The organism is Mangrovibacter plantisponsor, from assembly GCF_003182475.1.
GTDB lineage: Bacteria > Pseudomonadota > Gammaproteobacteria > Enterobacterales > Enterobacteriaceae > Mangrovibacter > Mangrovibacter plantisponsor.
This window is the reverse complement of the sequence record NZ_QGTS01000008.1, coordinates 141,853-157,185: the sequence shown is the minus strand read 5'-3', so window position 1 is coordinate 157,185 and position 15,333 is coordinate 141,853. Positions and strand designations below refer to the sequence as shown.

The following is a 15,333-nucleotide window of genomic DNA, read 5'->3' as shown; positions in this document are numbered from 1 at the left end:
AAGCAGGTTTTTTTATGTCCGGCGTACAGCGTGCGGTACTAATGGCGTGTTGAAGCAGCCGGTGCAGCAACGACTGCAGAATCCGTTGTATTCGCCTTGTCTTTACTGAACAATTTACTGTTACCCCAGCAATTTTCATAAGGGTGACCAACAAGCTCTTCAATTACACGGCGGGCTTCCGGGCTGATATCTTCAAGTTTCCCACCGGCTTTCACGCGGCTTACTTCTTCCAGAACTACCAGATGTGTGCGGCGGTTAAGTTTCATTTGGCTACTGAATATCACGGCTGCCAGAGCCAGAATAATCACACCAACGCAGAAGACAACTGCAATGGCAGTTACTGCACTGTCTGGTTGAGTATGAGCTTTAGACTGAAAACCGTAGTAGCTCAGAATCGCGCCCATCACAAAAACAATTGCCGAACGCAGTATTTTTCCGGCAAATGTCATCGCGCCAGCATAGATCCCTTCACGGCGACGGCCGGTAAATACTTCATCGACATCAGCCAGGAAGGTATACACCGTCCAGGGGATGTAATACACACCACCAGTGCCAAGGCCAAACAGAACGGTAATAGCAAACATCAGAATAGTGGCACTGTGTACCGGTAAGTGGAAAAACCACAGTGCGGTATAAAACAGCACAGCCACCATAACCACGCTCAGCGCCATAATATACGGGCGGCTGAAACCATACTTAACACATACACCAATAAACAGCGCGGTGGAGAAGAGTTGCAGAATTGAGTTGAGGCTATTCAGCCCGGCAACCATTGCTGGATCATGTTGTAATACGAAAATCACAAAGTAAGTAAATATCGATGCAAACAACCATTCTGCACCAAATCCACATAAGTACATGCCGAGGTGTTTACGGAAAACCCGTAAATGGAATGTTGAGGACATATCTTTTGCCAGTGACAGTAATGTACCGGTCACTGTCCGTGGTGCATTATCGTTGTTGTCCTGTTCCGCCGGGGTACTTTTTTCCCAGGTGCTGGTGTAAAGGCAACCAATCGCGACAAACAGAATGACCCCGTAAGTCAGGCCAGTCAGGAAGAACGGCTGAGCAGAGTCTTTACCAAAGATAAGAATGTACTGGCCGGGAATAAAGGCAGCGAGGAAATTTGCCAGCTTCCCGAAAATTGCTTTGTATCCGGTCAGTTTAGAACGCAGTGTGAAATTGTCTGTCATCTCTGTTGCCAGAGTTTCGTAAGGGACCATCACAGAGGTATAGATAAGCTCGAAGGTGACATAAGTTACCAGGTAGTACCAAAAACCAAAACCTTCAACCCAAAGTAAAGGGTAAAACATCATCAGTGGTGCGCCGAGCATTAAGAAAAAGCGGCGGCGCCCAAAGCGTTTACCCAGTTTCGTCCGGGAAAAGTTATCAGTTAAATAGCCCATTAGTGGGTTGCTGATGGCATCAATAATGCTGGCAACAGAGAAGATAAAAGCAGCCTCAATCAGTGTCAGGCCGCAAAAAGTTGTGTAGAAATAGAGCAGCCATGCTCCACTAATTGCCAGCGCGCCACTACCGAGTAAGTTTCCCCCACCGTAGGCCAATTGATGCCGCAAACTGACCTGCCGCTGCCCCGTCATGTTCAGGGGAGACGTTTTACCAGAATTCATTTTGAACCTCTGTTTCATTTTTTTAGATATTACGGTTCTTATAATTTGAATTTGTGTATTGAAATGTGAAGGGTGTCACTAATAGTCATTTTTTACGTAAAGAAGTGATGAATATGAGATGTGTGCTGAATTTTTTTATTTCAAAGATATAGTGGCGATACGTGTTTTTAGTTTTTAAGGGAATAAAAGATACCGACATTCCACACACTTTTTAGCGAACTGCTTCAAACAAATGCCATCGGAAGCCAGCCTTTACATGGATTTCTCCCACCGGGCTACCGTTCCGGGCTGTATCCCGGTACCATATGCGTTTTTGATGAGGAGAGAAAAATGTCCGGATCCTTTAGCAAGGAAGATGAGCTGGTTTCTGATGTGGTTGCATGCCAGTTAGTGATTAAACAAATACTGGATGTCATTGATGTTATCGCTCCGGTGGAAGTTCGCGAGAAAATGGCAACCCAACTCCGTTCTATTGACTTTGCCGGCCACCCTTCAGCTGATCCGGTTACGTTGCGTGCGGTACAAAAGGCCGTTGCATTGATTGAGCTGAAATTTACCCGCCAAAACGACGCTCACTAACGGCCTTTGGTACAGAGGGTTGGTGGGAAGTAACCAGGCCAACCCCAATATTTCAGCGGGGAAGGCCTGCCAGGATTAAGTGAAGGGCTGCTTTACGCTTTGCGGGCAGGTATTTACTGGCCTGGCATCACGCTGTTGCAGCTTTAGCCAGAATATGGTCAGTTTGCATGAGACACATCCCTGATGCATCGGCTTCGCGTACCATTTCCAGCATTTTTACTAATACGGCACCATCTTTGCGCTGGATTTTTTCAATTTGCTGTAAAAATAACAGAGTGGACAAATCATTGATACTGATTGCTTCATCCTGTAATTGAATCAGGCTTTCGGCACGCAAGCGGTAGTCATTCAACATTTTCTCAAACAGCACAGCCAGTGAGTTGCAACCAGGCGTCAGGCCATTCTGTAGTGGTTGCACGACCGGGTTTTCTCCCATTTTTTTCAAATGATCGAAAAAACGCATCATCAGTGTTACTGTCCCCTGGGCCTGCGTTCGCAGGAAGTGCGCGGTATCGTGCAGGTTGTGCTCAATGCACCACGCACTTAATTGCAGGTAGAGGTTAGATGAGTAAAACTCTCGGTTCATTTGTACATTCAACTTCGAAACAATATCAGTTACGGCCATAACAATATCCTTATTTTCTGGAAACCTGTGATTTTGTTAATTCACGAAGAAACTGAATAAATGCTGCAAACTTATCACCAGCCTGTATCTATTTTGTACGGCACTGTTTTAAACACCGTGCCGTGAACCCCATTGTATTAAACAATACTGTTTGGAACGTAACCGTTCTCAATAGCATTGTTTTCAACATAACTGTGCAATGTTTACCCGCAGTTATTCCTTGTTAACTATTTTTAGCATACAACCAGAATAAAAATAAGGATACTCTTAGTGAGAATTTTTACGCTTACTTACTTTATTGATTCAGTGTACTATTTGCTGGCTAATAAATGAACATGAAAAGACTTTGATGAAGGGATTGCTATCTTATTGATATGTGGTTTGCTTTTTTTTGCTTTCTGGTCAAAGTATTCCTGAGCATTTAGTCAGAATATTACTTGTTGTTTATTTATTATTAACATGATTTAGCCATTGTAATTAACGAATTCAGTCTGGTTAACATTATTATTCCGTATGAGACCGGAACCGGGTTGTAGTGTTTTTCTTATAAAATGAAACAGAAAGGCTGTTGATAAGAAATATAATGAATCGAAAATGATTAGGTATGCATCAGAGATGCCTGACTGTGACAGTTTTATTAAATATTTTTGAGATATATCTTTGTACAGATTTTCCACCCGCTGGCGGCCAACTACCTGTAAACCTCATCTTAGACAAGCAGTAGATTACTCCTGGTGTGAGGCGATCACTTAACAAGGATTTGGTTGCTGGTCATATGGATTTTTCTGCTCATCCCGTTCTGATTCATCATACATATTAGCACTTTTTTATGCCTTTATTTGCTGAATCTATGCACAGATTTACTAAAATTCAGCCGTGTGATTTTGCTCTCCTATGGATTTTTAATTTCCCGCTAAAACTATTTTGCGTTCTCAGTATTTTGGGCATAAAAACCCTGGTTTGCTGTTAACGTTTGAAATAAAGAACATTTTCTGTTCACTACCCTGCACACAAGAAAATAAATGCTGGAGTTTACCATGCACAAATTTACTAAAGCGCTGGCAGCAATTGGCCTTGCTGCTGTTATGTCACAATCCGCTATGGCGGAAAATCTGAAACTGGGTTTTCTGGTTAAACAACCTGAAGAACCCTGGTTCCAGACTGAGTGGCGTTTTGCAGACAAGGCGGGCAAGGATCTTGGCTTTGATGTGATTAAAATTGCCGTGCCTGATGGCGAGAAAACACTGAATGCGATTGACAGCCTGGCAGCAAATGGCGCGAAAGGTTTTGTTATTTGTACCCCGGATCCCAAGCTCGGCTCTGCCATTGTTGCTAAAGCACGCGGCTACGGGATGAAAGTGATTGCTGTGGATGACCAGTTTGTTAATGCCAAAGGTAAACCGATGGACTCAGTACCATTGGTAATGATGGCGGCAACCAAAATTGGTGAGCGTCAGGGGCAGGAACTGTACAAAGAGATGCAAAAACGTGGCTGGGATGTCAGTAAAACTGGGGTGATGGCAATCACCGCTAATGAACTGGATACCGCACGCCGCAGAACCTCAGGTTCAATGGAAGCGCTCAAAGCTGCAGGGTTCCCTGCCAAACAAATCTACCAGGTGCCAACAAAATCCAACGATATTCCGGGAGCTTTTGATGCCGGTAACTCATTGTTGGTACAACACCCGGAAGTTAAACACTGGCTGATTGTCGGGATGAACGACAACACAGTACTGGGTGGTGTACGTGCAACTGAAGGCCAGGGTTTCAAAGCGAATGATGTAATTGGTATTGGTATCAATGGGGTTGACGCCGTCAACGAACTGTCAAAAGCAGAAGCAACTGGCTTCTACGGCTCCCTGTTACCCAGCCCGGATGTGCATGGTTATAAATCCAGCGAAATGCTTTACAACTGGGTTACCAAAGGTGTTGAACCACCGAAATTTACCGAAGTCACCGATGTTGTGTTGATTACACGCGACAACTTCAAAGAAGAACTGGCTAAAAAAGGCCTGGGCGGCAAGTAATTGTTCCAGGTAGATAACGGGCGTGCTGCACGCCCGTTTACCGGGGAAGGTTTGGAGGCTATATGCAACAACAAACACCGTATCTCTCGTTCCGTGGTATTGGAAAGACATTTCCGGGCGTTAAAGCGCTACAGGATATCAGCTTTGACTGCTACAGCGGCCAGGTGCATGCGCTGATGGGGGAGAACGGCGCAGGGAAATCCACACTATTAAAAATTCTGAGTGGTAATTACGCGCCAACAACCGGCTCTATTACCTTAAAAGGCCAGGAAGTTACATTTGCCAATACGGTCGCGGCGCTGGACGCAGGCGTTGCCATCATATACCAGGAACTCCATTTAGTGCCGGAAATGAGTGTGGCTGAGAACATTTATCTTGGCCAGCTCCCGCACAAAGGCGGCTTTGTAAACCGGTCGCTCCTTAACTACGAGGCACGTTTACAACTGGAACATCTCGGTCTGGATATCGACCCTGAAACGCCGTTGAAATATTTATCGATAGGCCAGTGGCAAATGGTGGAGATCGCCAAAGCGCTGGCTCGCAATGCCCGGGTTATTGCGTTTGATGAACCAACCAGTTCACTGTCTGCGCGCGAAATCGAAAACCTGTTCCGGGTTATTCGTGAACTGCGTGAAGAAGGCCGGGTCATTTTGTATGTTTCTCACCGCATGGAAGAGATTTTTGCACTGAGTGACGCCATCACGGTGTTTAAAGATGGGCGTTATGTATGCACCTTCGATGATATGGAGAAGGTCAACCATGACGCACTGGTACAGGCGATGGTTGGCCGTGATATTGGCGATATCTATGGCTGGAAACCAAGGCCTTATGGCGAGGTTCGCCTGGCACTTAATAATGTTAAAGCGCCGGGTGTACGCAAACCGGTCGATTTAACGGTGAAAAGTGGCGAAATCGTTGGCTTGTTTGGCCTGGTAGGCGCGGGGCGCAGCGAACTGATGAAAGGGCTGTTTGGCGGTACACGCATTACCGGCGGGGAAGTGCTGATTGACGGCAACCCGGTCACGATTCGCGAGCCTTCAGATGCCATAAAAGCAGGCATGATGTTGTGCCCTGAAGACCGCAAAGCAGACGGCATTATCGCTGTGCACTCGGTGCAGGAGAACATCAATATCAGTGCACGGCGCAAGCATATCAGTATTGGCTGCCTTATCAATAAACTCTGGGAAAGTGAAAACGCAGGTCACCATATTCGAGCGCTCAATATTAAAACCCCTGGTGCTGATCAACTGATCATGAATCTTTCTGGCGGGAATCAGCAAAAGGCCATCCTCGGCCGCTGGTTGTCTGAGGAGATGAAAGTGATCCTGCTTGATGAACCCACCCGCGGGATTGATGTTGGCGCAAAACATGAAATCTACAACGTTATCTATACCCTGGCTGCTCAGGGAGTGGCGGTGTTGTTTGCATCGAGTGACCTGCCTGAAGTTCTGGGCGTTGCAGACCGCATTATCGTGATGTGTGAAGGCGAGATTGCGGGTGAGTTAACACATGATGAGGCGACGGAAAAGCAGGCACTGAGCCTTGCTATGCCGAAAGCCAGCCAGGCCGTTGCCTAATTGAGGAGTTTTTTTATGTCTTCATTAACTACATCAGGAACCGGTCGCACCGGGTTGTCAGTTTCCCGGATTTGGGATCAGTATGGAATGCTGGTGGTATTTGCTGTGCTGTTTCTGGCATGTGCGATTTTTGTGCCTAATTTTGCCTCCTTTATCAATATGAAAGGCCTTGGGCTTGCTGTATCGATGTCGGGTATGGTGGCCTGCGGTATGCTGTTTTGCCTTGCTTCAGGTGATTTTGACTTATCCGTGGCTTCGGTTATTGCCTGCGCCGGTGTAACCACCGCTGTGGTGATTAACCTGACCGAAAGCCTGTGGATCGGGGTTTTTGCGGGTCTGTTGCTGGGTGCTGCCAGTGGGTTTGTGAATGGTTTTGTTATCGCCCGTTTGAAGATCAATGCATTGATCACCACACTTGCCACAATGCAGATAGTCCGCGGCCTTGCCTATATCATTTCTGATGGTAAAGCGGTGGGGATTGAAGATGAGCGTTTCTTCGAACTGGGTTACGCTAACTGGCTTGGGATCCCGGCACCTATCTGGATAACCATTGCCTGCTTTGTGTTGTTTGGTTTCTTACTGAATAAAACCACATTTGGGCGTAACACACTGGCTATTGGTGGCAACGAAGATGCGGCCCGCCTTGCCGGGGTACCTGTAGTTCGCACCAAAATTATCATCTTCGTGTTGTCTGGCCTGGTTTCGGCAGCCGCAGGGATAATTCTGGCATCCCGTATGACCAGTGGGCAGCCAATGACTTCAATTGGTTATGAATTGATCGTAATCTCAGCCTGTGTTCTGGGTGGGGTTTCACTGAAAGGTGGGATTGGTAAAATTTCGTTTGTGGTGGCGGGGGTGTTGATACTGGGTACAGTGGAAAACGCCATGAACCTGCTGAACATTTCTCCTTTCGCACAGTATGTGGTTCGTGGTCTGATTCTGCTTGCGGCGGTTATTTTTGACCGTTACAAACAGAAGTCTCAACGCGCATCCTGAGTAGTGGCACAGTAGTGGTATAGTAGTGGCATAGTTTTGGATTAACGCCAGCTAAACAGCTGGCGTTTTTCATTGATTTAATTCTGCATTTTTGGTGAGAAACCAGTTTTTTATCACGTTATATTTATTTGTTTTGAAATAAATTTCCGCATGCAATATTTTACATGGAGATATATTTCAATGACTCAGGAACTCGAGTATCAAACCCCCCCTTCAACACAACCCCCCCAACACCGTTTTGCACGCACCTGGACGTTAAGTCTGTTCGGCACTGCTGTAGGGGCTGGTGTGCTGTTTCTCCCTATTAATGCCGGTATGGGAGGATTCTGGCCGTTAGTGGTGATAGCGTTGCTGGTTGGGCCAATGACGTGGCTTGCACACCGTGGTCTCGCCCGGTTTGTTTTATCTTCTGAAACCCAGGGCCGTGATATTACACAGGTGGTTGAAGCCCATTTTGGCCAGCGTGCCGGTATTCTAATCACGTTGCTCTATTTCTTTGCTATTTATCCCATTTTGCTTATTTATGGGGTGGGTATTACTAATACCGTTGATTCGCTAATTGTGAACCAGTTAGGAATGGCATCTTTGCCAAGAGCGTTGCTGTCCTTTGTGCTGGTCGGGTTGCTGATGTCAGTGATGCTACTTGATGAGCAGCGGATGTTACGCATTACCACCTGGCTTGTTTACCCACTTGTTGCCATTCTGATATTCCTTTCTCTGTATCTTATCCCTCACTGGAATTTGGCTGCTATTAAAGAGGTGCCTGCGTTACAGGACTTCTCCGTAACTTTGTGGCTGACAATCCCGGTACTGGTGTTTGCGTTTAATCATTCACCGGCTATTTCATCTTTTTCTCTGGCGGTGGGGAAGGAATACCCGGATACAGCAGATGAACAGGCCAGCCGCATATTGCGCAATACATCGGGTATTTTGCTGCTGTTTGTTATGTTATTTGTGTTCAGCTGTGTACTGAGTGTCACTCCCGATGACCTGGCTGCGGCCAAAGCGCAAAATATCTCTATGCTCAGTTATCTGGCGAATAAGTTTGATAACCCGCTAATTTCATTCTTTGGCCCTCTGGTTGCAATCCTTGCCATTTCGAGCTCGTTTTTTGGGCACTATTTGGGGGCGCGTGAGGGGTTGCATGGGGCGGTTGTTAAACTGGCACAACTGCGTGGCGTCGGTATCAATGAAACCATTATCCGGCGCGCGATTGTGCTGTTTTTCTTTGGTTCTGTCTGGCTGGTGGCAACGCTCAATCCAGGGATCTTAAGCATTATTGAATCGTTGGGTGGGCCAGTGATAGCCGCTATTTTATTTATCATGCCTGTCTATGCACTCTACACCGTTCCTGCTATGTCGCGCTGGCGCCAGGGTAAAAGCCACCTGTTTGTTCTGCTGATGGGTTGTATTGCTATTTCCGCGCTGGTTGCGGGTTTTATCTGACCTTGTTTTCACTGTTACCGGGTGAGCCAGGTATTCACCCGGTGGCATTTCTCATCATACTGGCTATACTTACATGGCTAATCATTTATACAGGTGATAAATACGCATAAATATCATACCGCTAATAATCCAGTCTGCATGTGTGGCTGCAAAGCATAAAAAGTAGTCTGGAATATAAAAGGTACTAACAGCTAAAAGGAGGGCAGAGGGTGGAAGCTGCATTAAATAAACCGCCATTACTGACCGGCCAGTATGCATTTTTCTTCGACTTTGATGGCACGCTGGCCAAACTGAAACCTCATCCCAGTCAAGTCTCACTTCCGGATAACGTACAGTATCATTTACGCAAACTGGCTGATCTTAGCCACGGTGCACTGGCATTGATTTCAGGGCGCTCAATCAACGAACTGGATAAGTTCACTCAACCTGAACGCTACCCGCTCGCAGGGGTTCACGGTGCGGAACGTCGTGATATCAATGGTCAGCAATTCACACTTTCACTTCCTGCAAACCAGATGAACGCAATCCGCCGGAAATTGCAGGCCGCATTAGGTGATATTGACGGTGTGCAAATTGAAGAAAAACCGATGGCTTTTGCATTGCATTACCGGCACGCGCCCGGCAGTGAGCCTCTGGTGCATAATTGCGCACAGGCTATTACCGCGCAGTACGCCGATTTGACTCTGCAACAGGGGAAGTGTGTGGTGGAAATTAAACCTGGGGGGGTTAATAAGGGCGAGGCGGTGCACCAGTTTATGGCTGAGCCACCGTTTTCGGGGCGGATACCTGTCTTTCTGGGTGATGACTTAACCGATGAAGCCGGGTTTGACGCAGTCAATCAGTATCATGGTGTCAGCATCAAAGTTGGTCAGGAAGCAACCTGTGCACGCTGGCGGCTGGAAGACGTACCCGCTGTCTGGTCCTGGTTATCAGGTCAGGTCGCTTATTTTGAACAACAACGAGCAATAACGTCGAGGAGGGCTGATTATGAGTCGTTTGGTCGTAGTCTCTAACAGGGTCGCTTTGCCTGATGGGAAGAAAAATGGGGCAGGTGGGCTTGCTGTCGGTATCCTTGGGGCATTGAAGAATTCAGGTGGCGTGTGGTTTGGGTGGAGCGGTGAAACCGGGGAGATTGACGACCCGCTAAAGAAGGTTAGCCAGGGTAACATTCAGTGGGCGACCTTCAACCTCAGTGAAGAGGATTATGAACAGTATTATTGCCAGTTCTCTAACGGGGTTCTTTGGCCAGCCTTTCATTACCGGCTGGATTTGGTGGACTTTACCCGTGAGGCCTGGGAAGGTTACCTGCGAGTGAATGCTGCCATGGCAAAGCAACTGGCACCCCTGATTCAACGCGGTGATATTATCTGGATCCATGATTACCACCTGTTGCCACTGGCCAGTGAACTGCGCCGTTTGGGGGTTAATAACCGTATCGGTTTCTTTTTACATATTCCTTTCCCGACGCCTGAGATATTCACGGCGTTGCCGCCCTGTAAAACCCTGCTGGAACAAATGACTGATTATGATTTGTTAGGGTTTCAGACTGAAGCCGACCGCCAGGCGTTTATCGACAGCCTTGGGTTACAAACCCAGGTGACAACCTATATGGATGGCCACCACATGGCGGATGGTAAATCCTTCCAGACCCATGTTTACCCGATTGGGATTGAAACGGAAGATGTCATCGAGCAGGCCAAAGGGCCGTTACCTGCCAGGCTGGCGCAGCTTAAAGCTGAACTGGGGCGGGTACAGAATATTTTCTCTGTGGAGCGCCTGGATTATTCCAAGGGGCTGCCAGAGCGTTTCCTGGCATTTGAGACTCTGCTCGAAAAATACCCTGAGCATATTGGGAAAATTCGTTATACCCAGATAGCGCCAACATCGCGAGGGGATGTGCAGGCCTATCAGGATATTCGCCACCAACTCGAAACAGAATCAGGCAGAATCAATGGTAAGTTTGGCCAGCTTGGCTGGACACCACTCTATTATCTCAACCAACATTTTGACCGCAAAGTGCTGCTGAAAGTCTTCCGTCACACCAACGTTGGCCTGGTCACTCCGCTGCGTGATGGCATGAACCTGGTTGCTAAAGAATATGTTGCGGCTCAGGATCCGCGTGATCCTGGCGTGCTGGTTTTATCTCAATTTGCCGGTGCGGCTAATGAGCTTTCTGCTGCAGTGCTGGTGAATCCTTATGACCGCGATGACGTCGCCAACGCGTTGCACAGGGCGCTGATTATGCCCAAAGAAGAACGTATTGCGCGGCACAGCGAAATGATGGCTGTGTTACGCCACCAGGACATTAACGCCTGGCAGGAGGCCTTTATTCGGGATCTAAAGCAAGTAAAGACACGTAGTGCGCAGAATGATTCCACACCTGCATCACTGGCTGTTCAACGCCTGAGTTAACTTACTGCGAGCCAGGGAAGGCTCTTCCACGTTGTTTTACTACCCTGTATTCGGTTTCGCCTGTTAATTCTCCTTTATGACGCTGCTTCTGGCTATGTATTGCTTCGCTTTGCGCTTAAGTGCGGGGCATCAACAAGTGGGCATGGACACGCACTGTGCACGCTATGTTGCCTGCGGGGGAGTTATTACCAGCTGGTTTCTGTCTGGGGACTACGCAAACGTTTACGTATGGCATTGGTGAGCAATACTATTTTTCAATTCGAAATTTCAACTGCGCATTTTACGCAAAAAGTGAATTTATGGTGTAAACATTAATGTTTCTTATGAAATGGCTTTTATTGCTCTGCATAAAAAGAGTGACCACAAACCTCCGTTAACCGTTTACATGCCTTCTTGTAATGGATAAATGAAAATGTATATCGTTTGGGAATGGTACTGTTTGTAGTGATTTAACTATCTGATTAAAAATGGATTTACTAATAAAGGAAGTTAATATCCAGGGTAAAAATATGCCTGCTAAGCGTTAACGGCGGATGTTTATTCAATTAATTTTTTATGACGCACTGCACACAGAGGTGAATGGGTATTCGCAGAATTGCGTGAGTTGAAAAATATTTTTGGTTATTTGTTGAGCAACATAAAAGTGATGCTGATTGATTTATTGTAAATATTAAGATAAAAAGTGTGATCTGCGTCACATTTTTTTCAAAAGTAGCCTCAAGTCAGATTGTGTGATTGGAATCTGACGAGTACAGTTTCCTTGGATTAGGAAAATTCTTAGTTCTTTTCGGAGCGAACTAAGATGGCTGAAGTGCACTCTGCAAGGCAGGTGTTTTCAACCTGGGAGTGCGGTGTCAGAGCCTGATTCAATAAATGCATTTTAGCCTTTTATATTTTTTTTATTTTTCCGGGGTTTACCCGGCGACATCACGGGGTGCGGATTTACCGCATAACATAATAATTGGTTATTCGGGATGGGAAAAATGCATACATCCGAGTTGCTGAAACATATCTACGATATCAACTTATCCTATCTGCTGCTTGCTCAGCGTTTGATAGCCCAGGACAAAGCTTCTGCAATGTTCCGTCTCGGTGTAACCGAGGAAATGGCCCAAACTCTGGGAGAGCTGACATTGCCACAAATGGTCAAGCTGGCTGAAACCAACCAACTGGTGTGCCAGTTCCGCTTCAGCGATCACAGCACAATCACGCGTCTTACCCAGGATTCACGTGTCGATGATTTACAACAAGTCCACACTGGAATTTTGCTTTCGAGCCGTTTGCTGAGTGAGGCCTCCGGTGAAGACGGAGCCCGGAAAAAAAGGGCCTGATTATGGGTGATAAAAGTATTGTCCAGGAAGCGCGTGAAATTCAGTTGGCTATGGAGCTTATCACGCTCGGCGCGCGTCTTCAGATGCTGGAAAGCGAAACGACCCTGAGCCGGGGTCGCCTTATCAAGTTGTACAAAGAGTTGCGTGGTAGCCCGCCTCCCAAGGGAATGCTGCCTTTCTCAACCGACTGGTTTATGACCTGGGAGCAAAACATTCATGCGTCTATGTTTTGTAACGCATGGCAGTATTTGCTCAAAACCGGGTTGTGTAATGGTGTTGATGCTGTCATTAAGGCTTATCGTTTGTACCTGGAGCAATGTCCTCAGGATGAAAATGGCCCATTACTTGCATTGACTCGTGCATGGACATTAGTGCGGTTTGTTGAAAGCGGTATGTTAGAGCTATCCCATTGTAATTGCTGCAAAGGGAAATTTATCACCCATGCGCATCAGCCAGTGGGCAGCTTTGTGTGCAGCCTGTGCCAACCGCCTTCCAGAGCAGTAAAAAGGCGTAAACTTTCCGAAAATGCTGCCGATATTATTCCACAACTGCTGGATGAACAGATCGGACAGGCTGTGTAACGGAACAGGCTAGTAAATCCAGCAGCGGACACGAAAGTGCCGCTGCTTTTTTTTACCCTGAATACAGCGCAACCTACTGTTATCCTTGACTTTTAACACAGCGGAAAGGTGATGTCGTGCTAATTATACTCGGTTATATTGTTGTGCTTGCTACCGTCTTTGGAGGTTACGCCATGACGGGTGGGCACCTCGGCGCACTGTACCAGCCCTCTGAGTTTATTATCATTGGTGGGGCAGGGGTCGGCGCATTCATTGTCGGCAACAACGGCAAAGCAATTAAAGGCACTCTAAAGGCACTGCCGCTCCTGTTCAGTCGTTCTAAATACACCAAAAGCATGTATATGGATCTGCTGGCATTGCTGTACCGGCTGATGGCGAAATCACGCCAGCAAGGCATGTTTTCTCTGGAACGCGATATTGAAAACCCCAAAGAGAGTGAGATTTTTGCCAGTTATCCACGGATTCTCGCTGATCACGTCATGTTAGATTTCATTGTCGATTACCTCCGGCTGATTATCAGCGGCAACATGAATACCTTTGAAATTGAGGCATTGATGGATGAGGAAATCGAAACGCATGAGCAGGAAAGTGACGTGCCGGCAGGCAGTATTGCTGCAATGGGTGATTCCTTCCCGGCTTTTGGTATCGTCGCGGCGGTGATGGGGGTGGTGCATGCGCTGGCCTCGGCTGACCGGCCTGCCGCGGAACTGGGGGCTTTGATTGCTCATGCGATGGTAGGGACGTTTCTTGGGATTTTGCTGGCATATGGGTTTATCTCGCCTCTGGCGAGTGTGTTGCGCCAGCGCAGTGCCGAAACAACAAAAATGCTGCAATGCGTAAAAGTGACATTGTTATCCAGCCTCAATGGCTACGCGCCGCCAATCGCGGTGGAATTTGGGCGTAAAACACTCTATTCCACTGAGCGGCCATCCTTTGTTGAGCTGGATGAACATATGCGTGCAGTGCGTTCACCTAACCAACAAAAAGCGACTGAAGACGCATGAAGCATGATAAGCATCCGATTGTTATCGTTAAGAAACGAAAACATAAAGGTCATGAAGGTTCTCACGGCTCCTGGAAGATTGCTTACGCCGACTTCATGACCGCCATGATGGCTTTTTTTCTGGTTATGTGGCTGATATCAATATCCAGCCCTAAAGAGCTGACGCAGATTGCCGAATACTTTAGAACACCGCTGGCGCAGGCAATTACCGGAGGTCAACGTATAGCTGACAGCTCCAGTCCGATTCCCGGTGGTGGTGATGATGTCACTCAAAAACAGGGTGAAGTAAAAAAAGAACCAAACATCGACGAACTGAAAAATAAGATGGAACGCAGCCGTCTTTTGAAGCTGAAAGGCGATTTGGACCAACTGATTGATGCTGATCCAAAACTAAGAGCGATGCGTCCACATTTGAAGATTGACCTCGTGCAGGAAGGGTTACGAATTCAGATTATCGACAGCCAGAACCGGCCGATGTTTAAGCGGGGTAGTGCAGAAGTGGAGCCTTATATGCGGGACATTTTACGTGGTATTGCCCCGGTTCTGAATTCAATCCCGAACAAGATCAGTATTTCCGGACACACCGACGATATTCCATATGCGCAGGGTGAACGGGGATACAGTAACTGGGAGCTTTCTGCCGACCGCGCCAATGCATCCCGGCGTGAATTGGTTGTAGGAGGTCTGGATGAAGGTAAGGTTTTACGTGTGGTGGGTATGGCCGCAACAATGCGTTTGCCTGGCAGCACCGCGGGGGATGCAATGAATCGTCGAATCAGCCTGTTAGTTCTGAATAAACAGACTGAACAGTCGATTCTTCATGAGAACGCTGAGAGCCAGAATGCGCCAGTAAGTGTTCTGAAACAGCAGGAAACGCCGCCACAGGAACAGGCAACACCAGAGGCTGGCACAGCATCACCAAATGCTGCGCCAACAACACCGGTTGAAGCAACACCTGCGGTGCCACCTGGCGCGCAGGGAAGTGCATCACCACAAGGAGCGGCAACGCAACCTGTGGCAGCGGGGCAGGCCCCGACACCGGCAGCACCACCGGCGGCGACTGGACCAACAACGGCGGTTCCTGCAGCGAACTCAATACCACCACAATCAGGTACGAGGTGATAG

General features: G+C 47.5%; 13 protein-coding genes. 11 read left to right on the top strand and 2 right to left on the bottom strand.

Going from position 1 to position 15,333, the window contains the following annotated elements; genetic code table 11:
• Positions 1–38: 38 nt before the first annotated feature.
• Entirely contained in the window at positions 39–1,631 is a 1,593-nt protein-coding gene (locus tag DES37_RS14590) for an MFS transporter (protein ID WP_484173239.1), read from the bottom strand.
• A 330-nt stretch (positions 1,632–1,961) separates the two neighbouring features.
• On the opposite strand from DES37_RS14590, the gene DES37_RS14585 reads away from it, so the two are divergent.
• On the top strand, positions 1,962–2,210 hold the full coding sequence (locus DES37_RS14585; protein WP_036111849.1) for a DUF2766 family protein: 249 nt from the start codon (positions 1,962–1,964) through the stop codon (positions 2,208–2,210).
• A 127-nt stretch (positions 2,211–2,337) separates the two neighbouring features.
• Here DES37_RS14585 and DES37_RS14580 read toward each other — a convergent pair whose 3' ends face one another.
• A complete protein-coding gene (locus DES37_RS14580) occupies positions 2,338–2,835 on the bottom strand; it encodes a non-heme ferritin-like protein (RefSeq protein ID WP_110026386.1) in 498 nt (165 codons plus the stop codon).
• Between the two features lie 1,037 nt (positions 2,836–3,872).
• Between DES37_RS14580 and DES37_RS14575 the strand changes: the two genes are divergently transcribed.
• From DES37_RS14575 to motB, 10 genes are all read left to right on the top strand, one after another.
• Entirely contained in the window at positions 3,873–4,862 is a 990-nt protein-coding gene (locus tag DES37_RS14575) for an arabinose ABC transporter substrate-binding protein (protein ID WP_036111842.1), read from the top strand.
• A gap of 62 nt (positions 4,863–4,924) precedes the next feature.
• A complete protein-coding gene (gene araG, locus DES37_RS14570) occupies positions 4,925–6,439 on the top strand; it encodes an L-arabinose ABC transporter ATP-binding protein AraG (RefSeq protein ID WP_110026384.1) in 1,515 nt (504 codons plus the stop codon).
• A 15-nt stretch (positions 6,440–6,454) separates the two neighbouring features.
• Positions 6,455–7,435 carry an L-arabinose ABC transporter permease AraH gene (gene araH, locus DES37_RS14565; RefSeq protein ID WP_110026383.1) on the top strand — a complete coding sequence of 327 codons (981 nt, stop codon included), beginning with the start codon at positions 6,455–6,457 and terminating at the stop codon, positions 7,433–7,435.
• Between the two features lie 180 nt (positions 7,436–7,615).
• On the top strand, positions 7,616–8,881 hold the full coding sequence (locus tag DES37_RS14560) for an aromatic amino acid transport family protein (RefSeq protein WP_110026381.1): 1,266 nt from the start codon (positions 7,616–7,618) through the stop codon (positions 8,879–8,881).
• A 209-nt stretch (positions 8,882–9,090) separates the two neighbouring features.
• On the top strand, positions 9,091–9,894 hold the full coding sequence (gene otsB, locus DES37_RS14555) for a trehalose-phosphatase (RefSeq protein WP_110026379.1): 804 nt from the start codon (positions 9,091–9,093) through the stop codon (positions 9,892–9,894).
• Positions 9,869–11,293 (top strand): alpha,alpha-trehalose-phosphate synthase, encoded by a 1,425-nt coding sequence (gene otsA / locus DES37_RS14550; protein ID WP_110026377.1) that lies wholly within the window; start codon positions 9,869–9,871, stop codon positions 11,291–11,293. The genes otsB and otsA overlap by 26 nt, the downstream gene beginning before the upstream one ends.
• A 983-nt stretch (positions 11,294–12,276) precedes the next feature.
• The gene (flhD, locus tag DES37_RS14545) at positions 12,277–12,624 is read left to right on the top strand and encodes a flagellar transcriptional regulator FlhD (RefSeq protein ID WP_211320559.1); all 348 of its coding nucleotides are present in this window, start codon (positions 12,277–12,279) and stop codon (positions 12,622–12,624) included.
• 2 nt (positions 12,625–12,626) lie between these two features.
• Complete coding sequence (flhC, locus tag DES37_RS14540; protein WP_036111824.1) at positions 12,627–13,205, top strand: flagellar transcriptional regulator FlhC; 579 nt, start codon at positions 12,627–12,629, stop codon at positions 13,203–13,205.
• 116 nt (positions 13,206–13,321) lie between these two features.
• Positions 13,322–14,209: a flagellar motor stator protein MotA gene (gene motA, locus DES37_RS14535; RefSeq protein ID WP_110026372.1), complete on the top strand. Its 888-nt coding sequence runs from the start codon at positions 13,322–13,324 to the stop codon at positions 14,207–14,209.
• Positions 14,206–15,330 carry a flagellar motor protein MotB gene (gene motB, locus DES37_RS14530; protein ID WP_110026371.1) on the top strand — a complete coding sequence of 375 codons (1,125 nt, stop codon included), beginning with the start codon at positions 14,206–14,208 and terminating at the stop codon, positions 15,328–15,330. Before motA ends, motB begins: the two co-directional genes overlap by 4 nt.
• The last annotated feature ends 3 nt before the right edge of the window (positions 15,331–15,333 follow it).

Bases quoted from the DNA above. Each gene is read 5' to 3' on its own strand.
- flhD (WP_211320559.1), top strand. From the start codon at position 12,277: ATGCATACATCCGAGTTGCTGAAACATATCTACGATATCAACTTATCC.
- DES37_RS14575 (WP_036111842.1), top strand. From the start codon at position 3,873: ATGCACAAATTTACTAAAGCGCTGGCAGCAATTGGCCTTGCTGCTGTT.
- otsA (WP_110026377.1), top strand. From the start codon at position 9,869: ATGAGTCGTTTGGTCGTAGTCTCTAACAGGGTCGCTTTGCCTGATGGG.
- DES37_RS14580 (WP_110026386.1), bottom strand. From the start codon at position 2,835: ATGGCCGTAACTGATATTGTTTCGAAGTTGAATGTACAAATGAACCGA.
- araG (WP_110026384.1), top strand. From the start codon at position 4,925: ATGCAACAACAAACACCGTATCTCTCGTTCCGTGGTATTGGAAAGACA.
- flhC (WP_036111824.1), top strand. From the start codon at position 12,627: ATGGGTGATAAAAGTATTGTCCAGGAAGCGCGTGAAATTCAGTTGGCT.
- DES37_RS14590 (WP_484173239.1), bottom strand. From the start codon at position 1,631: ATGAATTCTGGTAAAACGTCTCCCCTGAACATGACGGGGCAGCGGCAG.
- DES37_RS14560 (WP_110026381.1), top strand. From the start codon at position 7,616: ATGACTCAGGAACTCGAGTATCAAACCCCCCCTTCAACACAACCCCCC.
- motB (WP_110026371.1), top strand. From the start codon at position 14,206: ATGAAGCATGATAAGCATCCGATTGTTATCGTTAAGAAACGAAAACAT.
- araH (WP_110026383.1), top strand. From the start codon at position 6,455: ATGTCTTCATTAACTACATCAGGAACCGGTCGCACCGGGTTGTCAGTT.
- DES37_RS14585 (WP_036111849.1), top strand. From the start codon at position 1,962: ATGTCCGGATCCTTTAGCAAGGAAGATGAGCTGGTTTCTGATGTGGTT.